Origin of the sequence: Rhodoligotrophos sp. CJ14, assembly GCF_038811545.1 — a bacterium.
GTDB classification, from domain to species: domain Bacteria; phylum Pseudomonadota; class Alphaproteobacteria; order Rhizobiales; family Im1; genus Rhodoligotrophos; species Rhodoligotrophos ferricapiens.
In genome coordinates this window covers 143,581-164,594 of sequence record NZ_CP133319.1, presented here as the reverse complement: position 1 = coordinate 164,594, position 21,014 = coordinate 143,581, and the positions used below count along the sequence as shown (strand labels likewise).

The 21,014-nt window shown below is 61.9% G+C and carries 22 protein-coding genes; 13 read left to right on the top strand and 9 right to left on the bottom strand.

Annotated elements, in window-relative coordinates; genetic code table 11:
* The first annotated feature begins 100 nt into the window (after positions 1-100).
* From RCF49_RS00820 to RCF49_RS00810, 3 genes are read left to right on the top strand one after another with little or no spacing between them, the layout of a single operon-like run.
* Positions 101-292 carry a DUF3008 family protein gene (locus tag RCF49_RS00820; protein ID WP_342642155.1) on the top strand — a complete coding sequence of 64 codons (192 nt, stop codon included), beginning with the start codon at positions 101-103 and terminating at the stop codon, positions 290-292.
* Positions 293-307: 15 nt separating this feature from the next.
* Positions 308-2,071 carry a thiamine pyrophosphate-dependent enzyme gene (locus tag RCF49_RS00815; protein WP_342642154.1) on the top strand — a complete coding sequence of 588 codons (1,764 nt, stop codon included), beginning with the start codon at positions 308-310 and terminating at the stop codon, positions 2,069-2,071.
* Between the two features lie 27 nt (positions 2,072-2,098).
* Positions 2,099-2,281: a hypothetical protein gene (locus RCF49_RS00810; protein ID WP_342642153.1), complete on the top strand. Its 183-nt coding sequence runs from the start codon at positions 2,099-2,101 to the stop codon at positions 2,279-2,281.
* A 57-nt stretch (positions 2,282-2,338) separates the two neighbouring features.
* Here the strand turns inward: RCF49_RS00810 and RCF49_RS00805 are convergent, their stop codons facing one another.
* The 4 genes from RCF49_RS00805 to RCF49_RS00790 form a co-directional block, all read right to left on the bottom strand.
* Positions 2,339-3,616: a cytochrome P450 gene (locus RCF49_RS00805; protein WP_342642152.1), complete on the bottom strand. Its 1,278-nt coding sequence runs from the start codon at positions 3,614-3,616 to the stop codon at positions 2,339-2,341.
* Positions 3,617-3,694: 78 nt separating this feature from the next.
* Positions 3,695-4,699, bottom strand: coding sequence for a Gfo/Idh/MocA family protein (locus tag RCF49_RS00800; RefSeq protein ID WP_342642151.1), 1,005 nt, complete (start codon positions 4,697-4,699; stop codon positions 3,695-3,697).
* 20 nt (positions 4,700-4,719) lie between these two features.
* Entirely contained in the window at positions 4,720-5,697 is a 978-nt protein-coding gene (locus tag RCF49_RS00795) for an MDR/zinc-dependent alcohol dehydrogenase-like family protein (RefSeq protein ID WP_342642150.1), read from the bottom strand.
* A gap of 55 nt (positions 5,698-5,752) precedes the next feature.
* Entirely contained in the window at positions 5,753-6,295 is a 543-nt protein-coding gene (locus RCF49_RS00790; RefSeq protein ID WP_342642149.1) for a DUF1003 domain-containing protein, read from the bottom strand.
* Between the two features lie 134 nt (positions 6,296-6,429).
* Between RCF49_RS00790 and RCF49_RS00785 the strand changes: the two genes are divergently transcribed.
* The 8 genes from RCF49_RS00785 to RCF49_RS00750 all read left to right on the top strand — a co-directional run bounded on the left by RCF49_RS00785 (position 6,430) and on the right by RCF49_RS00750 (position 14,680).
* The gene (locus RCF49_RS00785; RefSeq protein ID WP_342642148.1) at positions 6,430-7,548 is read left to right on the top strand and encodes an NAD-dependent epimerase/dehydratase family protein; all 1,119 of its coding nucleotides are present in this window, start codon (positions 6,430-6,432) and stop codon (positions 7,546-7,548) included.
* Positions 7,545-8,711 (top strand): NAD-dependent epimerase/dehydratase family protein, encoded by a 1,167-nt coding sequence (locus RCF49_RS00780; protein ID WP_342642147.1) that lies wholly within the window; start codon positions 7,545-7,547, stop codon positions 8,709-8,711. The genes RCF49_RS00785 and RCF49_RS00780 overlap by 4 nt, the downstream gene beginning before the upstream one ends.
* Before the next feature lie 78 nt (positions 8,712-8,789).
* Entirely contained in the window at positions 8,790-9,899 is a 1,110-nt protein-coding gene (locus tag RCF49_RS00775; protein WP_342642146.1) for a glycosyltransferase family 4 protein, read from the top strand.
* A gap of 24 nt (positions 9,900-9,923) precedes the next feature.
* Positions 9,924-11,054: a CgeB family protein gene (locus RCF49_RS00770; RefSeq protein WP_342642145.1), complete on the top strand. Its 1,131-nt coding sequence runs from the start codon at positions 9,924-9,926 to the stop codon at positions 11,052-11,054.
* Positions 11,051-12,145 carry a CgeB family protein gene (locus tag RCF49_RS00765; RefSeq protein WP_342642144.1) on the top strand — a complete coding sequence of 365 codons (1,095 nt, stop codon included), beginning with the start codon at positions 11,051-11,053 and terminating at the stop codon, positions 12,143-12,145. Before RCF49_RS00770 ends, RCF49_RS00765 begins: the two co-directional genes overlap by 4 nt.
* Positions 12,145-13,248, top strand: coding sequence for a CgeB family protein (locus tag RCF49_RS00760; protein ID WP_342644271.1), 1,104 nt, complete (start codon positions 12,145-12,147; stop codon positions 13,246-13,248). Before RCF49_RS00765 ends, RCF49_RS00760 begins: the two co-directional genes overlap by 1 nt.
* 45 nt (positions 13,249-13,293) lie before the next feature.
* On the top strand, positions 13,294-14,328 hold the full coding sequence (locus RCF49_RS00755) for a UDP-glucuronic acid decarboxylase family protein (RefSeq protein ID WP_342642143.1): 1,035 nt from the start codon (positions 13,294-13,296) through the stop codon (positions 14,326-14,328).
* A 79-nt stretch (positions 14,329-14,407) separates the two neighbouring features.
* Positions 14,408-14,680: a hypothetical protein gene (locus RCF49_RS00750; RefSeq protein ID WP_342642142.1), complete on the top strand. Its 273-nt coding sequence runs from the start codon at positions 14,408-14,410 to the stop codon at positions 14,678-14,680.
* A gap of 84 nt (positions 14,681-14,764) precedes the next feature.
* Here the strand turns inward: RCF49_RS00750 and RCF49_RS00745 are convergent, their stop codons facing one another.
* The 4 genes from RCF49_RS00745 to RCF49_RS00730 form a co-directional block, all read right to left on the bottom strand.
* A complete protein-coding gene (locus RCF49_RS00745; protein ID WP_342642141.1) occupies positions 14,765-15,268 on the bottom strand; it encodes a DUF2267 domain-containing protein in 504 nt (167 codons plus the stop codon).
* Positions 15,269-15,277: 9 nt separating this feature from the next.
* Positions 15,278-15,706 carry a CBS domain-containing protein gene (locus tag RCF49_RS00740; RefSeq protein WP_342642140.1) on the bottom strand — a complete coding sequence of 143 codons (429 nt, stop codon included), beginning with the start codon at positions 15,704-15,706 and terminating at the stop codon, positions 15,278-15,280.
* Between the two features lie 213 nt (positions 15,707-15,919).
* Positions 15,920-16,171, bottom strand: a complete 252-nt coding sequence (locus RCF49_RS00735) for a hypothetical protein (protein WP_342642139.1) — start codon at positions 16,169-16,171, stop codon at positions 15,920-15,922.
* Positions 16,168-16,437 (bottom strand): hypothetical protein, encoded by a 270-nt coding sequence (locus tag RCF49_RS00730; RefSeq protein ID WP_342642138.1) that lies wholly within the window; start codon positions 16,435-16,437, stop codon positions 16,168-16,170. Before RCF49_RS00730 ends, RCF49_RS00735 begins: the two co-directional genes overlap by 4 nt.
* Before the next feature lie 203 nt (positions 16,438-16,640).
* On the opposite strand from RCF49_RS00730, the gene RCF49_RS00725 reads away from it, so the two are divergent.
* Both RCF49_RS00725 and RCF49_RS00720 read left to right on the top strand, forming a co-directional pair.
* Positions 16,641-16,925, top strand: coding sequence for a hypothetical protein (locus RCF49_RS00725; protein WP_342642137.1), 285 nt, complete (start codon positions 16,641-16,643; stop codon positions 16,923-16,925).
* On the top strand, positions 16,918-18,054 hold the full coding sequence (locus tag RCF49_RS00720) for a transglycosylase domain-containing protein (protein ID WP_342642136.1): 1,137 nt from the start codon (positions 16,918-16,920) through the stop codon (positions 18,052-18,054). The genes RCF49_RS00725 and RCF49_RS00720 overlap by 8 nt, the downstream gene beginning before the upstream one ends.
* A 193-nt stretch (positions 18,055-18,247) precedes the next feature.
* Here the strand turns inward: RCF49_RS00720 and alaS are convergent, their stop codons facing one another.
* Positions 18,248-20,932: an alanine--tRNA ligase gene (gene alaS, locus RCF49_RS00715; protein ID WP_342642135.1), complete on the bottom strand. Its 2,685-nt coding sequence runs from the start codon at positions 20,930-20,932 to the stop codon at positions 18,248-18,250.
* Between the last annotated feature and the right edge of the window lie 82 nt (positions 20,933-21,014).

Here is a 21,014-nt window from a genome sequence, read left to right as displayed (position 1 = left end):
AACCGTTCCCGCAGGCCCGTCCGGGGAACCCCGCCCCCGCCCTGCTGGTTACCAACAGATCACGGCATACGAGACCGTCCCTTTAAAAATGAGGTGACACATGCCAGCCAAATCAAAGGCTCAGCAGAAGGCAGCCGGTGCGGCTCTCGCCGCAAAACGAGGCGAAAAGAAGAAGAGCGAGCTCAAGGGTGCCTCCAAGTCGATGGAGAAGTCCATGAGCGAGAAAGAGCTGCACGAGATGGCTTCGACCAAGCGGAAAGGCAAGCCAGAGCACGCCTCTCAATCCCACTGATGGAGGACACAGGTTTTGCCGACCGCTGCGGATATCCTCATCGAAACCCTTATGGATTGGCAGGTCGAGGTGATTTTCGGCCTGCCGGGAGATGGCATCAACGGCATCATGGAGGCCTTGCGCACCCGGCAGGGTCGTATTCGCTTTATCCAGGTCCGACATGAGGAATCGGCCGCGTTCATGGCCTGTGCCTATGCCAAGTGGACTGGCAAGCTGGGGGTGTGTCTTGCAACTTCAGGTCCCGGCGGTGCTCATCTGCTCGCCGGCCTCTATGACGCCAAGCTCGACCAGGCGCCGGTATTGGCCATCACGGGTACGCAATATCACGATCTGATCGAGACCTATACGCAGCAGGACGTGGATCTCACCCGCGTCTTCAACGATGTGACCGTGTTCAATGGGCATGTCACCGATGCCGCGCATGTGGAAAATCTCGCAAGCCTTGCCTGCCGGTCGGCGCTGTCGAAGCATGGAGTGGCCCATCTGGCGATTGCCAATGACACTCAGGAGCAAGCTCTTGGCGAAGCGAAACGCTCGAAGCGCAACCGCCCGGGGCATGTGCCGAACCGCTGGTTCGAGGGCAGGCGCATTCCTGCCGAAGCCGAGCTCGAGAGCGCGGCTCAATTGCTGAACGGATGCAACAAGGTCGCCATTCTCGCAGGCCGTGGCGCGCTTGGCGCAAGAGCCGAGCTTGAGCGAACCGCTGAGCTGCTTGGCGCTCCGGTGGTCAAGGCGCTGCTGGGCAAGGCTGTGCTACCTGATGACCATCCCTTAACGACGGGCGGCATCGGTTTGCTCGGCACCCTGCCCTCACAGACTGTCATGGAGCGCTGCGAGGCTCTGCTCATCATCGGCTCGACCTTTCCTTACATCGAATACTACCCGCAGCCCGGCCAGGCGCGCGGCGTGCAAATCGACCGGGACGGGGAACGGATCGGATTGCGCTACCCCGTCGAGGTTGGGCTGGTGGGCGATGCTGCCGAAACCTTACGCCTCCTCAACGCGCGTCTGGTTCAGAAACAGGATCGTAGCTTCCTCAAACAGGCGCAGATAGAGATGGCCCGATGGCGGGACATGCTCGCCTCAGCCGAGAGCGAGGCGCAGGTTCCGCTCAAACCGCAGATGGTCGCCCGAGCCTTCGGCCGCCACATTCCCGATGGCGCGGTGATTGCCAGCGATTCCGGCCAGAACACGGAGCTTGCGGCCCGCCATGTGGATCTGCGCGAGGGGCATGCCTTCGGGGTCTCCGGCGCCCTGGCATCGATGGCCTGCGGCTTGCCCTATGCCATCGCTGCAGGGATCGCCTTTCCCGGCCGGCCAGTCTGCGCGATCGTCGGCGATGGCGGCTTTGCCATGCAGCTTGGCGAGTTCTCGACGGCAGTGCGCTACAACATCCCGCTCAAGGTGCTGGTGATCAAGAACAATATGCTCAACCAGATCGCCTGGGAGCAGATGATGTTTCTCGGCAATCCGCAATTTGGCTGCGAGCTGCAGCCAATCGACTTCGCCAAAGCCGCCGAGGCCATGGGCGGCCGGGGTTTCACGGTCGACAGGCCGGCCATGGTTGAGCAGGTGATGGAGGATGCCTTCGCCATTGAAGGCCCGGTGGTGATCGAAGCGGTTGTCGATGCTTTCGAGCCTATGATGCCACCAAAGATGCCGCCCGACTACGCCGAGAATTTCAGAAAAGCGTTGTCGGAGACAAGGGGCCGCGCGGAGATCGAGCAAAACCTCGCCCATGAGCCCGCGCGCACCGCCATGTCTGCGGCCGAGCATTGATCGTGAAGCAACCCCAAGGAGACATCCATGAGCAGCAAAGCTCCTCCCGTACCCCCTGAGAACCGCCCGAAGCACGGACCGGCCGGTGAGCCAGCCGCTCGCGCGGACGAGCATGGCGGCAGCAAAGTTCCGGCCAATCCCGACCAGCAGGGCCAGACCGGCAATATCAAGCAGAACACGACCAATCAGGGATATCAGCAGGACCGCTGAGATGCTGATGCCGATGGCCCGGATCATCCGGGCCATCGTTCTCAAACAGCCACATTCTCAAATCGAGACATTATCGATGATGAACCCACTTTCCGGCAGGGTGGGCATGCGATTGAGCCTTATGGTGAGATCCTGTGCCGGCACCCGGTAGCGCATCTGGAGCAGCAGGCTTATCGCCTTCTTGGTCAGCTCGAGTGTTATGCGCTCGCCGGGACAGCGATGGCCTGAGAAAACGTCCCCGGCTCCCTGGGGCACCAGCCGGTAGGGATCATCGTTCCAGGTCCTAAAGCGCTCCGGCTCGAACCGATCGGGATCACGCCAGAGTGCGGGATCATGATTGGTGCCATAGAGGTCGAGAAGCACCCATTGACCTTGCGGAATGGTGATACCCTGAAAGGACGTCGTCTCGCGCGCCAGTCCGCCGATAAAGGGAAAAAACGGATAGAAGCGGCGCACCTCCTGGGCAAAGGCTTCCAGGGCCTGATTGGAATTGGGGTCTAGCCTTTGCGCAGCTTCGGGAAAGCTGTGGAGCGCATGTGCCGCGAAGACGATGAAATGGCCGACCGCAACAGTCGGCCTCAACAGATTGAGCAATTCGACAGCCGCCTCATCCTGGGTGAGCGGCCGTCCATCGAGATCCTCATGCTGTGCAATGCGCATCAGCGGCATGGTCTCGTCAAGAACGATGCGTCCGGTTCGGGCATCGGCGATGAGTGATGCTGCCCAGCTCTCCATCTGGCGCCGCCACCAGCGGGTCCGCCAATAGGTAGGGCCGAATACGGCCACATTCTCGATCATGGCCGAGAGTTTGCGCGTTGTCTCGCCAACATCTGCGCTGGGGAGCGGCGCGCCGGTCCAGGCGCATACTGTCCGGCAAATGATGCGATTGACCTCGCCAAACAGGCAGATCGGCTGACGCTGGGGCCAGCTCGCCGCCTCGAGCTGCCAGAATTGCTCGAACTGCTCAATCAGGCGAAGAATTGAGGACGAGCCCATGAGGCTCATGAACATCGCCTTGCGCCGGCGGTGGGCCAGGCCGTCCAGCATCTGCACGCTGCCCTTGTCCTGGAGCAGCTTGACGACACGGCCGGGCATGGCCGTGCCCTTCCGTGTGAACCGATCGCCGTCATAAAAGAACTTGGCCGCATCAGCGCCGCCCATGCAGATCACGTCGCGCAGCATGAGCCGCGTCCGGAAGATATCGCGCTCCAGTCTTGCCCGGCGCTTGGCAATATACTCATAGCCATCGCGCAAGAGTGCGAAGGTACTATCGAATTCCGGCGCGCGCGGAATATCGCTTTTGGCTGCGTTGGTCACAGGCAGAGTCGCCGCCATGCTGGCCCTCCCACGAGCTTGCCGGGAATCGGCTCATCCGATGAACGATGGCCGGGCGGAGGCGTTCCTCTATCTACTCTACCGGCCGTAAATGCGGTCGAGGACTTCCGAAACCTGAAGCAGACGCTCTGCAGTCGGATCAAAACGAGGAGATTTGGCAAGCTGCATCGCCCAGTCTACTGCGGCACGGCCGCCCCAGGCATCGGGCGGCGAGGCAAGGCATTCGCGCGCCGTTCCGCTGTAACGCTCGGCAATAAAGTCGTAGAACGAACCGTCCACATTGCGTAGAGCCGCTCCGCCCTGGGTGCCGTAGAAGGCTGCGGAAATCGAGGCATCTAGCCCCGCCTGCAGGCGCCAGGAGCAGGCGAGCCGCACGACCGCGCCGGTCTCGAGGCGCAACGTCGCATCGGCATAGTCCTCGACTTCGGCAGGATGAGACGGCAAAGGCTTGCCGCCCGCCAGCAGATGGCCGCGCACCTCGGTCACTGCCGGGAAGTTGAGTGTCCAGAGCGCTAGATCAACGAGGTGAACGCCCAAATCCATGACACAGCCGCCGCCGGCAAGCATGGGATCATAGAACCAGCCCTTGTCGGGTCCATAGGCATTATGGAAAACCAGCTCGGCCGCGTAGATCTCGCCGAGCTCGCCTGATTGCACGAGCTCGCGAATATGGCGCATGCCGCGCGTATAGCGGTAGGACAGGTCAACAGCGATGAGCCTGTCGGCACGCTTGGCCGTCGCCAGCACCTGTTCAACCTCGACAGCGGTGCGGCCAAGCGGCTTCTGGCAGAATACCGCGACGCCGCGATCGAGCGCGCGGATCGATTGTTCCGCATGCATGGCGCTTGGGGTTGCGATTACGACGCCATCAAGATCGAGATCGAGCAGTTCATCGAGATCGGAGACGGAAGCGGCCTCGGGCGCCAGCGTCCTTGCCGCCTCCATCATCTCGGGCGAGGGGTCGGCTATTCCGGCGACCGTTGCGATATTCGCGCTGATGATGGCCTCCATGCGATGGCGGCCAATCCAGCCGACGCCGAGGAAACCTAGCCGCGGCTGCTTCACGATCGAGGCCTCTGTCATCTCTGCTCGCAAGTTATCCATCAGTAGATCACCAATGCCTTGAGGAAACCATCGGGCTTGTCGCGGGTGGCATCGAGCGCCTTGTCAAGCTCTTCCAGAGAATAGCGATGAGTATAGAGCGGTGCGGGATCGATCAGGCCGGAAGTCACCGCCTCGACCGCGTCACGAATGCCGCGGATATATTCCGCGGGGTCGCGCTCGTGGGCGTTGATCACGTCGAGCCCGCGCCAATTCCAGAGCTGCATGTTCACCTGACGAGGTCCGTCCTGGTGATAGCCCGCTATGATCAATCGCCCGCGTTCGCGGGTCAGCTCCGCGGCGAGATCGAGCGGCCATTGCTTGCCGACCGCTTCAATCACCCGATCACAGAAGCGGCCTCTCGTTCGCTCTTTCACCCTCTCGATGATGGCGTAATGATCCTCCAACGGGATCACCTCGGCAGCCCCCATTTGCTGCGCGAGATCAAGCGCGAATGGCCTTCTCGATATAGCGATGACCTCGGCACCGGCCTGGCTTGCGAGCCGGGTGAGGATCGCGCCGAGAAAGCCGATGCCGATGATGCACACGGTCTGGCCCGGTTCGATGTCACTGCGCCGGAAGATGTTCATGGCGCAGCCCAGGGGCTCGCCCGGAAAGGGTTGACCGGCCAGGGCTTCCGGCAGAGCGACGACAGCATCGGCCGGTGCGATGTCATGGGTGCCGTAGCTGTGATGGGAGAGAGCTGCAACGCGAGTGCCAGGCTTGAGGCCACTCACCCCCTCGCCTATCGCCTCAATGACGCCCCATCCTTCGTGACCGAGCGCACCAGGTTCAGTCGGAAATGTCATCCATTCAGGCCCCGCCCATGGGGTGAGGTTGGATGAGCAGACGCCACAGCCTTCCAGCCGAATGCGCACCTCGCCGGGCTTCACCTCGGGAAGGGGCACCCTATCGATGCGGATCTTTCCCGGTCCGGTGAGAATGGCCGCGCGCATCATCGTGGCTGAGTGGTCTCGCATCAAGGAATCCCCTAACGGTCAATGGATTAAACTGCAGGTCGGGCATGCCTGGGCTTCAGGATGGCTTGCGCATATCGAGCTCATCGAGCACCTTTTCGGGCCGCACATCCTGCTTCAGCTCCGGCAATTCGCCATCGATATTGGTGCGCACGTTCAGCCTCTCAGCAATGGCGGATGTGAGCTCGACCAGCTTGGTGATCTCGTGCTCGCTCAGCAGCGATATTTGCAGATTGAGATCTGCGCGCTTATCGGCAGCCGCGGCCATTCTGTTCTGGCTGATGAGCACGAAGGTCGACAGGAAGATCGCCTCGACGGAGGCTGCCATCGCCAGAATGACGAGACTTGGATCCCATGGCTTAATAATCCTGATCCAGCCGATATTGGCTAGAATCCAAAAGCCAAAGATCAAGAGGTGAATATAGACGAAGCTCATGCTGCCGGTGAAGGAGGTGATCACATCGGCTATGCGCTCCTGAAGCGGGGATTGCGCGAGCTCCCGCTGTCGCCGCTCCAGTATGGCCTGAATGTTACGATCCAGGACCGGCGTTAAGTTGCTCGTCTGAGCAGTTGAGCCTTCGACCGTATCACCGCGCCCCATCAGAACTCCTCCAAATCCGGCCATTAACGCCGAAGCACCCGGTTTGGTTCTGCTTCCGACCGCGCGGAACCATTCCGGAACTTCAACGTTCCTCAAACCGGCAACAAACACTCAGCTCATCCATGGGGAAAGACTTGAAGAAGGTTCTTATCACCGGCGGCTGCGGTTTTATTGGCCGATACGTGATCCGCGAACTCCAGGAGCATGGATATAATATCCGGGTTCTCGACTCTCTCGTCGAACAGGTTCACGGGTCTGATGAGGGCACTTCGGGCGCCCCTCTTTCCGAAGATGTCGATTTCATCCGCAGCGACCTGCGGGATGCCGATCTGGTCGCGCGTGCCCTCGATGGGGTCGAGGGCGTGTTGCATCTGGCGGCGGAGGTCGGCGTCGGCCAATCCATGTACGAGATCGCCCGGTATGTGGGCGCGAATGACCTCGGCACGGGCGTGTTGCTCGAACAGATGATCAAGCGGCCGATCAAGCGGATCGTCGTTGCCTCTTCGATGAGCGTCTATGGAGAAGGGCTTTACGTGCGGCCCGACGGAAGCCGCGTCGGCAATGCCCGCCGGCAGGCCTCGCGGGTGAAGGCGATGCAGTGGGATCCGGTCGATGCGGATGGCACGCCGCTCAAGCCCGCGCCGACGGATGAGGAAAAGCCGGTCGACCTCGCTTCCATCTACGCGCTCACGAAATATGCGCAAGAGCGCCAGGTGCTCATTTTCGGTGAGGCCTATGGTGTTGAGGCGGTGGCACTGCGGCTGTTCAATGTTTTCGGTCCCGGCCAGGCCTTGTCGAACCCCTATACGGGCGTGCTGGCGAACTTCTCCTCGCGGCTTGCCAATGATCAGCCGCCGATGATCTTCGAGGACGGCAATCAACAGCGCGATTTCGTCCATGTGCGCGATGTCGCGCGCGCCTTCCGCCTCGCCCTGGAAAAGCCCGATGCACCCGGGCACGTCATCAATATCGGAAGCGGTCAGGCCTATACGATCACCGAGGTTGCAACCCGGCTCGCCGAGGTCATGGGCAAGTCCGAGATCATGCCCGATATTCTAGGCAAGGCGCGCTCGGGCGATATCCGCAACTGTTTCGCCGACATTTCCAAGGCCCGTGACCTCCTGGGATTTGAACCGGAGCACAAGCTGGAAACGGCGCTGCCGGAACTTGCCGAGTGGGTCCGGAGCACGGCGGCCATCGATCGGGGCGCCGAGATGCGACGCCAGCTCGAAGAGCGAGGCCTGGTGTCATGACCAGCGAAGCGGAAGGCGCCGTCCCGGGCGAGCCCCTCTCGCGCGAGCGTGTAGCGGGCGAGCAACGGGTCGCCGCGCCCGCCATCGGATCCAAGGTCAAGCCGATCGCGGTGATCGGCGGCAGCGGCTTCATCGGCTCCAATCTTGCGCAGAGTTTCCTTGCGGATGGCGAGGAGGTTCTGGTGATCGACAATCTGAGCCGCCCGGGGGTTGAGCAGAATCTCGATTGGCTGATCGCCAACCATGGCGCGAAGGTCCATCCAGTCATTGTGGATATTCGCGACCTTCAGGCGATGCAGTCGGCATTGGCCGATGCCAAGGCCGTGTTCCACCTCGCCGCACAGACCGCCGTTACCACCAGTCTCGATGATCCGCTGGATGATTTCGAGGTGAATGCCCGCGGCACGATCAACGTGCTCGAGGCGGTGCGGCGGCATGGCCATAAAGCCCCGGTGATTTTCGCGAGCACCAATAAGGTCTATGGCAGCCTGGACGATATTCCGCTTGCCGAGCGCGATGACCGCTATCTCCCGGCGGACGAGATCATCCGCGCACGAGGCATCAGCGAGACCCGTAATCTCGACTTCTGCACCCCCTATGGCTGCTCGAAGGGGGTCGCCGATCAATACGTGCTCGATTATGCCAAGTCCTTCGGCATTCCCACAGCCGTGCTGCGCATGAGCTGCATCTATGGCCCGCGGCAGTTCGGAACGGAGGACCAGGGCTGGGTTGCCCATTTCCTGATCCGCTCGCTTCGCGATGAACCGATCACCATCTATGGCGATGGCAAGCAGGTGCGCGACATTCTCCACGTGAATGATGCGGTTGCCGCCTATCGCGGATTACTTCGGTCGATCAATGAGCTAAGCGGCAAAGTGTTCAACCTTGGCGGCGGGCCGCGCAATGCGGTGAGCCTCAGGGCGGTGCTGCGCGAAATCAGCAGCATCATCGGCCGGGAGGTGTCTGTCAGCTATAGCGACTGGCGGCCGGGTGATCAGTTCTATTTCGTCGCGGACACGCGCAAGCTCGAAGAGAGCCTCGGCTGGGCAGCATGCATGGGCTGGCAAGAAGGACTTGCTGATCTTGCGGCATGGCTCAGCGCCCATCGCGTGACGCGGACGCCCGCGATGCAGTCCCCGGCAAGAGTGACGGCTGCCGTATGACGAGGAGCCCGGCCATCAGCCTCAGAGATCACCCATTCCAAGACAATCCGCTCCAGAAAGCCGCCACGGCGAGGATCCATGTTGCAGAGGCCTAGAGTTGATCCGAAGCGCGTTCTGATGACCGTCGATGCGGTCGGCGGTGTCTGGCGCCATGCGATGGAACTCGGCACGGCCCTTGCCGCGAGGGGTATCGAGGTCATCTTCGCCGGTCTTGGGCCCCTGCCCGCCAAAGCGCAGCGCGAGGAAGCCGAGCGGATCGGCCGGCTGGCATGGCTTGATGCGCCGCTCGACTGGATGGTCGAGGAAGACGCAGCGCTCAACAAGGTTCCGGATGTGATTGGCGCGCTCGCGGCCGATGTGAATGCGGACCTTCTGCATCTCAACCTGCCCTCGCAAGCGGCGAGGCTGCAGGTGAATGCCCCTGTTCTCGTCGTCTCCCACTCCTGCGTCGTCACCTGGTTGCACGGGGTGCGGCGCCAATCGGTTCCGGCCAGCTGGCATTGGCAGGCAAGCCTCAACCGCGCGGGCTTCGATGCCGCGCGGGCCGTGGTCGCGCCGAGCCATAGCCATGCGGCCATGCTCGAGATCTGCTATGGGCCGATCCGTGGCCTGACGGTGATCCCTAACGGCATCGACGGTTCCCCTCCTGATCCTTCCGGCCCACGGGAGGATTTCATTTTCGCCGCCGGCCGCTGGTGGGACGAGGGCAAAAATGGCCGCGTGCTTGACGAGGCGGCAGCGATGATTTCCTGGCCGGTCATGGCCGCGGGCCCCACTCGCGGGCCGAACGGGCAGAGCTTCAGCTTCCGCAACGCCAAGAGCCTCGGCGAGGAATCCAATCGTGAGGTTCGCCAAGCAATGGCGCGGGCGGGCATCGTGGTCTCGCCCTCAATCTATGAACCCTTTGGTCTTGCAGCACTCGAAGCTGCGCGCGCGGGATCAGCGCTGGTGCTGGCCGATATCCCGACTTACCGCGAGCTGTGGGGCAAGGCGGCCATCTTTGCGGATCCTTACGATCCCGCAGCCTTTGGCGCAGCGATCGAGACCCTCATTGGTGATCGTGCGTTGCGGCACGAGCTTGGCAGGCAGGCGCTCAAGCGCTCGAAGCGGTATGCCACGGCTGCCCAGGCCGAGGCCTTTCTCGCGCTTTATCGCCAGCTCATGGCTGCATCCCTGCCCGTCCCCTGAACCTTGGCTTGGCCCCGGAGGAACATGCGCTTCGCACTCTATACCCATTCGCTGGTCTCCGATTGGAACCACGGCAATGCCCATTTCCTGCGCGGCATCCTGCGCGACCTGATCGCACGCGGGCATGAGGTTATCGCCTTGGAGCCCGAAAAGGGATGGAGCCGCGAGAACCTGGTGAAGGATCAGGGACAGGCGGCGCTCGATCGGTTCATCGCCGATTTTCCCGAGCTGCGGACCACCATCTATGGCGCCGCGTTCGATCATGAGGCCGCCCTCTCGCAAGCGGATGTGGTGATCGTGCATGAATGGACCAATCCTGAGCTCATCGCCCGGATTGGCCGCATGCGGCGGAACGGTCACGATTTCACTCTGCTGTTCCATGACACGCATCACCGCGCCGTGTCGGCCCGCGAGGAGATCGCCAATCTCATGCTCGAGGATTATGACGGGATCCTCGCCTTCGGAGAGACGCTGCGGCAGCGCTATCTCAGAACCGGCTGGGGCCGGCAGGTCTTCACCTGGCATGAAGCGGCCGATGACCGGCTGTTCCGCCCCCTGCCGGAGGTCGCGCGAGAGAAAGACCTTATCTGGATCGGCAATTGGGGCGATAATGAGCGCAGCGCCGAGATCTCGAGCTTCCTCATCGAGCCGGCGCGACGCCTTAGGCTTTCCGGCACAGTGCGGGGGGTGCGCTATCCGCAGGATGCCGTCTCGGAGCTCTCAACCACGGGACTGCGCTATGGCGGGTGGATTGCGAACGCGGATGTGCCGCGCGCCTTCGCCCAGCATCGGGTGACCGTACACATCCCGCGCCGCCCCTATGTGGAAGCCCTGCCCGGCATTCCCACGATCCGCGTCTTCGAGGCACTCGCCTGTGGCATTCCTCTGATTTCAGCGCCCTGGGATGATGCGGAAGACCTGTTCCGGCCCGGCGAGGATTTCCTGTTCGCGCGGGATGGCGAGCACATGACCAAGCTCATTGCAGACTTGCTTGCCGACCGTGATCACGCAGCCAAGCTTGCTGCCTCGGGGCTCGAGACGATCCGTGCCCGTCATACCTGCCGGCACCGGGTCGATGAGCTCTTCGCCATCCTGGAAAGCTGCGGCACTGACCGCGTCAGCCGTCAACTTCCCACACCTCAGGCCGCCCAATGAAGATCGCATTCTACGGCTCAAGCCTTCTCTCGTCCTATTGGAACGGCGCAGCAACCTATTATCGCGGTCTGCTGCGCGCGCTCGCCGCCCGTGGCTATGACATCACCTTCTATGAACCGGATGTCTATGACCGGCAGAAGAACCGCGATATCGATCCGCCAGACTGGTGCAAGGTCGTCGTCTATGACGGAACGCTCGATGCCCTCAAGGCCGTAACCGCCCAAGCGCGCGAGGCAGACGTGGTGGTGAAGGCAAGCGGCGTCGGCTTCGAAGATGATGCGCTGCTTGCCCATATTCTGGCGGCCGCGCGGCCGGGCGCACTGAAGATCTTCTGGGATGTGGATGCGCCAGCCACCCTTGCGGAGCTCAAGGCCAATCCAGACCATCCCTTGCGGAAAGCGTTAAGCCGGCTTGACCTCGTTCTCACCTATGGGGGTGGGGACCCTGTGGTCGAGGCGTATCGCGGGATCGGTGCCAGGGACTGTATCCCGATCTATAACGCGCTTGATCCGGAGACGCACCACCCGGTGACCAGAGATGAGCGGTTCGCGGCCGATCTCGCCTTTCTCGGCAATCGGCTGCCGGACCGGGAGGCACGGGTCGAAGCCTTTTTCCTCGAGCCGGCGGCGAGCCTGCCCGGCCAGCGCTTTCTGCTCGGTGGTGCGGGCTGGCAGGATAAGCCGATGTCGCCGAACGTCGCCTATATCGGCCATGTCTCGACGCGCGATCACAACGCCTTCAACGTCACGCCGAAAGCCGTGCTCAATATCAGCCGCGAGAGCATGGCGCAGAACGGATTTTCGCCGGCAACGCGCGTGTTCGAGGCGGCCGGAGCCGCCGCCTGCCTCATTACCGATGCCTGGGTGGGGCTCGACTTGTTCCTCAAGGAGGGTGATGAGGTGCTGGTTGCCCGTGACGGCAAGGACGTGGCGGCACTGCTTGGCGAGCTTGATGGGGCGCGCGCCCGCAGGATTGGCGAGAATGCCCGAGCGCGCGTGCTGCGCGAGCATACCTATGCCCACCGCGCGGCGCAGGTTGACCGCATCCTTCAGCACAAGCCGGCCAACCTCGCGCGCGAGGTCGTGCCATGATGCAGCCCCCGCTCAAGATCATCGTGCTCGGGCTTTCGCTCTCGTCCTCCTGGGGCAATGGGCATGCCACCACCTATCGCGGACTTCTCGCCGCCCTTAACCGGCTCGGACACAAGGTCCTGTTCCTCGAGCGCGACGTGCCCTGGTATGCGAACCATCGCGACCTCGCCGAGCCTGATTTTTGCGAGCTGCGTTATTACGAGAGCATAGACGACCTCAGCGGCCGCTTTCAGACGCTCATCAGAGACGCGGATGCGGTGATCATCGGCTCCTATGTGCCCGAGGGTGTCGCCGTCATCGATGCGGTCGCGAAGATTGCCCCGCGCACTCTGTGCTTCTATGACATCGATACGCCGGTGACCCTTGCCAAGCTCAGGCGCGGTGATCATGAATATCTCGCCGCCCGCCAGGTGCCGTTGTTTGATGTCTATTACTCATTCTCCGGCGGCCCGGTCCTGGATGTTCTCGAGACGGAGTTCGGGGCGCGCTTTGCAGCAGCCCTTTACTGCTCGGCCGACCCCGATCGCTACAGGCCAACGGGTGAGGCCATTGAATGGGATCTCGGCTATCTCGGCACCTATAGTCCCGATCGGCAGCCCACATTGGAGCGCTTGCTGATCGAGCCGGCAAGGTGCCTGCCGAACATGCGCTTCGTGGTGGCGGGACCACAATATCCGGCCGATATCGAGTGGCCCGCCAATGTCGACAGGATCGATCATCTGCCCCCGGCGGAGCATCCCTCCTTCTACAGCCGGCAGCGCTTCAGCCTGAACGTCACCCGCGCGGATATGATCGAAGCCGGGTGGTCGCCGAGCGTGCGGCTGTTCGAGGCGGCCGCCTGCGGCACGCCAATCATCAGCGATAATTGGGACGGGTTAGACAGCCTGTTTACTGAAGACGAGGCCATCTTAATTGCTCGGTCAAGCGATGATGTCGTTAACATCTTATCAAAGATGACCGAAGCAAAACGAAGCTCGATAGGAGCTGAAGCGCGATCGCGCGTGTTGAGCCAACATACTGGCGAAGCACGCGCACACGAACTTCTCATATGCCTGGGAACCTGTTGGCGCCAAAGTCGTTTTGTACAGCAAGCGGGCGCTTGACCGCTCTATGTAACGGCCATTTTGCTTGACGAAAGGGCTAGCAACATGAGCATCAATACAAAAAATAATACCATAAAAACAATTGTTGTTACAGGCGGAGCAGGTTTTATTGGCTCACATCTGTGTGAATACCACATCAACCAAGGACACAAAGTAATCTGCATAGACAATTTTCTTACAGGATCGCGGAAGAATATCGAGCGTTGGCGCGGCGCTGAGAATTTCCAACTGATCGAGCAGGACATCTGCGAAGCGCTTGAAATCGACGAGCCGATCGACGCGATCTACAATCTCGCCTGCGCCGCATCGCCTGTCCATTATCAAGCCGATCCCGTCCATACCATGATGAGCAATGTGGTGGGGACGCGGAACCTGTTGTTGCTGGCCGAGCAGCATGGAGCCCGGTTTCTGCAGGCATCCACTAGCGAGGTCTATGGTGATCCCGAACAGCATCCACAGAGCGAGACCTATTGGGGTCATGTGAACTGCACGGGCCCCCGCGCCTGCTATGATGAGGGAAAGCGCGCGGCAGAAGCGCTGTGCTTCGACTTTCTGCGCGCCGGGCGGGTCGATGCCCGGGTCACCCGCATCTTCAACACCTACGGGCCGCGGATGCGCCCCGATGACGGCCGCATCATCTCCAACCTGGTGACGCAAGCCATCGAGGGCAAGCCCCTGACCATCTATGGCAGCGGCAATCAGACCCGATCCTTCTGCTATGTCTCCGACATGGTGTGCGGCCTGGTCGCGATGATGAACATGACGCCCAATCGCGGCCTGCCGATCAATCTCGGCAATCCGCAAGAATTCACGGTCAACGAGCTGGCCGAGCTCGTGCTGATGCTGGTGCCGACCAATTCGAAGGTCGTCTATAAACCCCTGCCCGTCGATGACCCTCAACGGCGCAAACCCGATATCCGGCGCGCCCAGAAGATTCTGAACTGGCAGCCTCAGGTTCCCCTAGGGGAAGGTCTTCTCAAGACCATCGCATGGTTCGCGTCGGTGGCCGATCGCAGAGTGACGCCCCGCAAGCCGGACGCGATCGTCACCAAGGCGCATTTCGCGCGCTCGGCTCTCTGACTTGGCTCATGTCGCCAGCTCGGGGAACCCGGCGGGATCCGCGTTCATTCCCCCTGCACTGGCATGAAGGAGCACTGCAATGGCACAGGCCAAGACCACAACCAATCATGACGAAATCCGCCAATGGGCGGAGAAGCATGGCGGTCGCCCTGCCCATGTGAAGCGGACCGGCGGCAAGGAGGATCCCGGCATTCTGCGCCTCGATTTCGGCGAACGAGACGAGCAGCTCGAGGAGATCTCGTGGGACGAGTTCTTCGAGAAGTTCGAGGACAACAAGCTTGCCCTGCTCTATCAGGACCAGGGGGACAGCCGTTTCAACAAGCTCGTGCGCCGCGATGCTGAGCGGAAATAGCAGCGGACACAACGAGCGGTGCGAGGATACTCACCTCACGCCGCTCGATGGCCACGCGTAGCGGCCCGTTCCAAGCCAACATCATCAGTGACCGGTCTGCGGCCTCGTTCCGAGGTTTGCGTCACGACCCTGACCGGTCGCGAAACCAGCATTGCCGATGTCGGCCTCGCCGAACAGCCGCCTGATCTCCTCGGGCAGAGCTTGCTTCACCTCCTCCATTTCACCGGGCGAAATATGCCGCTCCAGCACGTGGAAGACGGCCCTTGTCGCATCGAGCGGATTCATCGGGGGCAAATCGCCAATTCTCTGCTCGACCCGCGCGATGAACTCATCTGCTGAGCGCATGGTCACGGGCTGGGTCGAGGGCCGATAGCCCTCGTAATAGATCCCACGCACGATGAGAGGCAGCTGTGCGCCCAAATGGGCGGCCTGATCGGTGGTCAGCCTGTCACGGAGGGTCTGCAGAACCGCCCGCAGCGCATGGTAACAGCGCTGTTTGTCGGGCCCGATCTGCTCGCCGATCCCAGACAGCCAAGTGTGCGTGATGTGAAGGCTCCGGTCAAAGATCTCAAGACCAGTTGAGCTCATGGAAACCTCCTATCGATCCGGTTGCGAGGGCGTCGAAATCTCCTCCAAGGTCTCCTCGATATCCGCGCCATCGCCCTTGGTTGCGAGATCGCCCAGCGAGACGATACCAACGAGGTGCTTGTCATGATCGAGAACCGGCACCCGCCTGATCTGCACATCCGCCATTCGGTCGAGTACCTCGTCGACATCGTCATCCTCGAAGCACCAGATCACCTCTTGCGTCATGGCATCGGCAACATGCGCATCGGTTGGAGACTGGCCGGCTGCAGTCGCCCGCACGGCGATATCGCGGTCGGTGATCATGCCGACGAGCCGGCTTCCATCGCAGACGGGAAGCACGCCCACATTGAGCTCATCCATCATCTGCGCGGCCTGGCTCAAAGGGGCGCCTGGGGATATGACATTGACGTCGCGTGTCATTACGCTCGCGATATTCATAGCTATCCTCCTGAGATTTGCGCCAACCGCTAAGATCCCTCTTCGTGTGCGGTTGGCATCTGTGGGGCCAATGAATCGCTTCGCCAATCGTTCCGATTGCGAAGCTCCCTCGCGCCCTCGCATCGGCGCGCGACCAAAACGCGGAAAGGCCGCCCACGACTATGGTCGGCGGCCTTTCCTAAAGTCATTCAAACCAGAGACTTAAGCTTGCGATCAGCTCTGTTCGGTGGTTCTCGCCTGCGGTGAGTGTCCCGACTGGGTCTGATGGTTGTGCTTATTGTGGGTACGGCTTTCCTGGTTCATGCCGCCGCGGCTCACCGGCATCTCGCTCTGGCGCGCTTTCGCGTTGCGCGCCGTCTGAGAGCTGCTGTCCACATCAGCAACGGGATCCCCAGGACGGGGCACATCATCCTTGCGCTCGAAAGTGCGCAGCTGCTGCTCGTGTGTCTTGTTTCCAGCCATCATCCGGCTCCCGGACCTTGATCCTTCCTGCGGTTCTCGGTCTTCTTTAGACCTTCCATGACGTCATGAGGCTCGCCGTGCTCGCCGGCCTGCCTTTGCCGCTGATTGGGAAAACGCCGCTGGTCCATGCCTTGCAGCTTGTTCTTGCCCATGATGTCGTCAGCGAGATCGGCTTCATCGAGCGTATCGCCGGGCTGACCCGGACCCACGCCGCGCGCGCCCATCTGGCCGCGGCCACCGCCACCCATATGCTTTCCGGCATTCGGCATTGGATTGCTCCATCTGTTGATTGGTCTTGGTCGGGGAACACACGGGGTCAGGACCGGTTCCAAAGGCGCCAACCACCGGTATTCCGCTTCATTGGCTCCGAGACGATTGAGGTGATAGGGATAAGCCCCAGGAGCGAGGTTGGGGCTACTCCGTGTTTTATTCTTGCATGTTCCCGTTTTTGGGAACATAGTGGATAGTGTTCATGATCGTTGTTGGCACGTCCGTGCTGGTCGACTATGGCAAGCGTCATCCCGAGGCCCTGGCGAGCCTTAGCGCGCTGAACGGGTTGCTGCGCCAGGCGGCCTGGACGGATCGGGCCAGCATCGAACAGGAATGCGGTGCCCTCGCCCGGATCAACGAAGATGGTCGCTTGCTTCTCGATCTTCCCGAGGCAGGCTGCCGGGTGATGGTTGGGATCAATCTCGAGCTGGGGATCGTGCGGATCACGTCGGTGACCGAGCTCAATCAGGTAAAAGACGATGACTGAGGCTGCTTCCGATCCTGTCAAGCCAATCCGAACCGAGGAGGATTACCGCTCGGCTCTTGCCGAAATCGATCGCCTGCTTGCGGCCGAGGCAGGCAGCCCGGAAGCTGATCGCCTCGAAGTGCTGGCCATTCTGGTGGCGGAATATGAGCGCAAGAGCCATCCGTTGGCGCCGCCTGATCCCATCGATTTCCTCACCTTCGCGATGCGGGCACAGGGGCGCAGCCAGGCGGAACTCGCCGAGCTGCTCGGATCGCGGTCCAGGGCCTCGGAAGTGCTGAACCGGAAACGGCATCTGTCGGCCGAGATGATCGGCAAGATCGCGCAAGGCTGGTCCTTGCCGCGCGAGATCCTGTCGCAACCCTATGCGGTGTCAGGCACTGCACGGCGAATGGTGATGCGCGGCGCTCAGGTCTTGGGGCTCCTGGTCCTGATCGGGGCTGCGGCTGTCGGCGGGGTGTTCTGGAGCTTCGGCCGCGAGCTGCCTGGCGCAGCGGAGATTGCCCACTACGGTTCTGCGGACGTGGCACGGCGGGATGACGACGGCCGGCTGGTCGAATATCGCCGCTATGTGCCGCTGTCGCAAATACCGCCACATGTGATCAAGGCGTTCCTTGCGGCCGAGGATCAGGACTATTACGGGCACGGGGGTTACAGCGTGCCGGCGATCCTCAGGGCTGCGGCACAGAATCTGATCGACTATGGCTCCGGCCGCAAGCCGGCCGGCGCGGCCACCATCACACAGCAGCTAGCCAAGAACCTGCTGCTTTCCGGCGAGCCGCCGTCGATCGAGCGCAAGATCAAGGAGATCATCCTTGCGCAGCGCATCGAAAGCACCTTGAGCAAGGATCGCATTCTCGAACTCTATCTCAACCACATTTATTTCGGCGGTCCAGCCTATGGCATCGCCGCCGCTGCCCAGCAATATTTCGGCAAGGGGCCGGAAGAGCTGAGCATCGCAGAAGCCGCCTATCTCGCAGCCCTGCCCAAGGCACCCAATAATTATCGGCTCGACATCGCGGCCAATCGCGAGCGCGCCAAAGAGCGGCGCGATTGGGTGCTGCGGCGCATGGCCGATGATGGGCTCATCACCAGCTCGGCGGCGCAATTTGCTCAATCAGAACCGCTGTGAGCGCAGGTTAGACTCCACGCCCAACTCAACACGATCACAGCGTTTTTGATCAACCGCAAAATCCGGTACCTAATCTGTGGAAAGGCTCACCGGATCACCGGGCTTGACCCGGTGATCCGGTGCTTAAAGACACCTGGCGCCATCTGCTCTGGATGCCCTCATCGAGCCGGGCATGATGGCAAAGGGCAGCCTCTCAGTTCACCGCTGCCGCCACCTGATCGGCAATCGCCCGCAAGGCCTCGTCTGCCCGCGCGCCATCGGGTCCACCGGCCTGGGCCATATCGGGCCTGCCGCCGCCACCCTTGCCGCCCAGCTTCTCCGCGCCGATCCGCACGAGATCAACGGCGTTGAACCGCTGAGTCAGATCATCGGTGACCCCGACAGCAATGCTCGCCTTGCCCTCGGCATTGACGCCAACAAGCGCGATAATGCCTGAGCCAAGCTGGCGCTTGCCATCATCGACCAGTCCGCGCAACTCCTTGGGATCAAGCCCTTCGATCTTGCGCGCCCGGAGCTTAGTGCCGCCGATCTCGCGATCACCGCCGTCACCTCCCCCATTCTGAGCGGTGGTCCCCTGCCCCAGCGCCGCCTTCTTGCGCGCATCCGCCAGATCGCGCTCGAGCTTCCGGTTCTGCTCGATCAGGGTCTTCACACGCTCAACCAGGTCCTGCGGGCGGGTGCGCAGCAGGGCGGAAAGCTCCTCAACCCGGGCATCCTGCTCGGCAAGATAGGCCCGCGCCGCATCGCCAGCCAGCGCCTCGATGCGACGAACACCCGCAGCCGAGGCCTGCTCGGCCACGACTTTCACAAGACCGATATCGCCGGTGCGCGCCACGTGAGTGCCACCGCACAGTTCCATGGAGAAGACCGCATTATTGCCGGAGCTCTGCGGGTTGCGTCCCATGGCAACCACGCGCACCTCATCGCCATATTTCTCGCCGAACAGCGCGCGGGCGCCCTCGGCAATCGCCTCGTCCACCGTCATCAGCCGAGTGGTCACCGGATCATTCTGGGCGATCACCCTATTGCTGATCTCCTCGACCTTGGCGAGCTCCTCGGGCGACATCGGCTTTTGGTGGGCAAAGTCGAAGCGCAGCCGGCCCGGTTCGACCAGCGAGCCCTTCTGAGCGACGTGGTCACCGAGCACCTGGCGCAGCGCCTCATGCAACAGGTGGGTCGCGGAATGGTGAACGCGGGTTGCCGCGCGACGCTCATGATCGACGATCAGCTCGACGGCAGCGCCTGGCTTGAGCGCACCCTTCTCCAACCGGCCACGATGCACATAGAGATCGCCCAGGCGCTTCTCGGTGTCGAGAACGCGGAAGAGCGCGCCCTCGGACGTGCGGATCAAGCCTTGATCGCCAACTTGACCGCCGGATTCCCCATAGAACGGGGTCTGGTTGAGGATAAGGCTTGCCTCCTCCCCTTCGGCAAGCGAGCTCGCCTCGGCCCCATCCCTGATGATCGCCAGCACCACGCCTTCCGCACTCTCCGTGTCATAGCCGAGGAAGTCGGTCGCCCCATGCTTGTCGCGCAAGCCGAACCAGATCGCATCGGTCTTAGCTTCACCGGAACCAGCCCAGGCTTTGCGTGCTTCGGCACGCTGGCGCTCCATGGCCGCTGCAAATCCCTCCGTGTCGACTTCGATGCCGCGGGCGCGCAGCGCATCCTGGGTCAGATCGAGAGGGAAGCCATAGGTGTCGTAAAGCTTGAACGCGGTCTCACCGGCCAGCCGCTGGCCCTCACCGAGATTGGCCGTTTCCTCTTCAAGGATGCGCAAGCCGCGCGCCAGGGTGCCGCGGAACCGACTCTCCTCGAGCTTGAGGGTTTCGGAAATCAGAGCCTCACCGCGCACGAGCTCAGGGTATGCCTGCCCCATCTCCCGCACCAAAGCCGGCACCAGGCGCCAGATCAGGGGCTCCTCGGCACCAAGCAGGTGGGCATGACGCATGGCGCGGCGCATGATCCGGCGCAGCACATAGCCGCGGCCTTCATTGGAGGGCAGGACGCCATCGGCAATGAGGAAGCTGGATGCACGCAGGTGATCGGCAATGATCCGGAAGCTCGGTTTTGCCTCGCCTTCGGCCCGACGGCCCACCAGCTCCTCGCAGGCACCGATCAGCGCCCGGAAGAGATCGATCTCGAAATTATCGTGGGTGCCCTGGAGCACGGCGGCCATGCGCTCAAGGCCCATGCCTGTATCGATAGACGGTCTCGGCAGGTTCAAGCGCTCGCCACCCTCCGTCTCCTCATATTGCATGAAGACGAGGTTCCAGATCTCGACGAAGCGGTCGCCATCCTCTTCGGGTGATCCGGGCGGGCCACCCCAGATCTGCGGCCCGTGATCAAAGAAGATCTCGGAACAGGGGCCGCAAGGGCCGGTATCGCCCATGCGCCAGAAGTTGTCAGATGTGGAAATGCGGATGATGCGCTCATCCGGCAGGCCGGCGATCTTTCGCCAGAGGGCATGCGCCTCATCATCCTCGGAGAATACAGTGACGGTGAGCCGGTCCTTGGATAGGCCGAACTCGCGGGTGACGAGGTTCCAGGCCAGCTCGATCGCGACATCCTTGAAATAGTCGCCGAAGGAGAAATTGCCCAGCATCTCGAAGAATGTGTGATGGCGCGCGGTATAGCCCACATTGTCGAGATCATTGTGCTTGCCACCGGCGCGCACGCATTTCTGCGAGGTCGTGGCGCGGGTATAGGGCCGCTTCTCGACACCCGTGAAGACGTTCTTGAACTGCACCATCCCCGAATTGGTGAACATCAGGGTCGGGTCGTTGCGCGGCACCAGCGGGCTCGAGGCGACCACCTCGTGACCGTTCCTGCGGAAGTAGTCCAGGAAACGCGCGCGGATCTCATTAACGCCGGTCATCGGATGGTCCTGTCATTCGCCCGGGAGCATGCCGGGTGCGTCATCACATCAAAGATGGTGACGGGCCGGACGGCGCAAAACC

What these genes read in the sequence shown, in the direction of transcription:
- RCF49_RS00740 (WP_342642140.1), bottom strand. Translation starts at nt 15,706, where the DNA reads ATGAATATCGCGAGCGTAATGACACGCGACGTCAATGTCATATCCCCA.
- RCF49_RS00750 (WP_342642142.1), top strand. Translation starts at nt 14,408, where the DNA reads ATGGCACAGGCCAAGACCACAACCAATCATGACGAAATCCGCCAATGG.
- RCF49_RS00775 (WP_342642146.1), top strand. Translation starts at nt 8,790, where the DNA reads ATGTTGCAGAGGCCTAGAGTTGATCCGAAGCGCGTTCTGATGACCGTC.
- RCF49_RS00810 (WP_342642153.1), top strand. Translation starts at nt 2,099, where the DNA reads ATGAGCAGCAAAGCTCCTCCCGTACCCCCTGAGAACCGCCCGAAGCAC.
- RCF49_RS00800 (WP_342642151.1), bottom strand. Translation starts at nt 4,699, where the DNA reads ATGACAGAGGCCTCGATCGTGAAGCAGCCGCGGCTAGGTTTCCTCGGC.
- RCF49_RS00720 (WP_342642136.1), top strand. Translation starts at nt 16,918, where the DNA reads ATGACTGAGGCTGCTTCCGATCCTGTCAAGCCAATCCGAACCGAGGAG.
- RCF49_RS00730 (WP_342642138.1), bottom strand. Translation starts at nt 16,437, where the DNA reads ATGCCGAATGCCGGAAAGCATATGGGTGGCGGTGGCCGCGGCCAGATG.
- RCF49_RS00770 (WP_342642145.1), top strand. Translation starts at nt 9,924, where the DNA reads ATGCGCTTCGCACTCTATACCCATTCGCTGGTCTCCGATTGGAACCAC.
- RCF49_RS00790 (WP_342642149.1), bottom strand. Translation starts at nt 6,295, where the DNA reads ATGGGGCGCGGTGATACGGTCGAAGGCTCAACTGCTCAGACGAGCAAC.
- RCF49_RS00755 (WP_342642143.1), top strand. Translation starts at nt 13,294, where the DNA reads ATGAGCATCAATACAAAAAATAATACCATAAAAACAATTGTTGTTACA.
- RCF49_RS00820 (WP_342642155.1), top strand. Translation starts at nt 101, where the DNA reads ATGCCAGCCAAATCAAAGGCTCAGCAGAAGGCAGCCGGTGCGGCTCTC.
- RCF49_RS00725 (WP_342642137.1), top strand. Translation starts at nt 16,641, where the DNA reads ATGATCGTTGTTGGCACGTCCGTGCTGGTCGACTATGGCAAGCGTCAT.
- RCF49_RS00780 (WP_342642147.1), top strand. Translation starts at nt 7,545, where the DNA reads ATGACCAGCGAAGCGGAAGGCGCCGTCCCGGGCGAGCCCCTCTCGCGC.
- RCF49_RS00805 (WP_342642152.1), bottom strand. Translation starts at nt 3,616, where the DNA reads ATGGCGGCGACTCTGCCTGTGACCAACGCAGCCAAAAGCGATATTCCG.
- RCF49_RS00765 (WP_342642144.1), top strand. Translation starts at nt 11,051, where the DNA reads ATGAAGATCGCATTCTACGGCTCAAGCCTTCTCTCGTCCTATTGGAAC.
- RCF49_RS00760 (WP_342644271.1), top strand. Translation starts at nt 12,145, where the DNA reads ATGCAGCCCCCGCTCAAGATCATCGTGCTCGGGCTTTCGCTCTCGTCC.
- alaS (WP_342642135.1), bottom strand. Translation starts at nt 20,932, where the DNA reads ATGACCGGCGTTAATGAGATCCGCGCGCGTTTCCTGGACTACTTCCGC.
- RCF49_RS00795 (WP_342642150.1), bottom strand. Translation starts at nt 5,697, where the DNA reads ATGCGAGACCACTCAGCCACGATGATGCGCGCGGCCATTCTCACCGGA.
- RCF49_RS00745 (WP_342642141.1), bottom strand. Translation starts at nt 15,268, where the DNA reads ATGAGCTCAACTGGTCTTGAGATCTTTGACCGGAGCCTTCACATCACG.
- RCF49_RS00735 (WP_342642139.1), bottom strand. Translation starts at nt 16,171, where the DNA reads ATGATGGCTGGAAACAAGACACACGAGCAGCAGCTGCGCACTTTCGAG.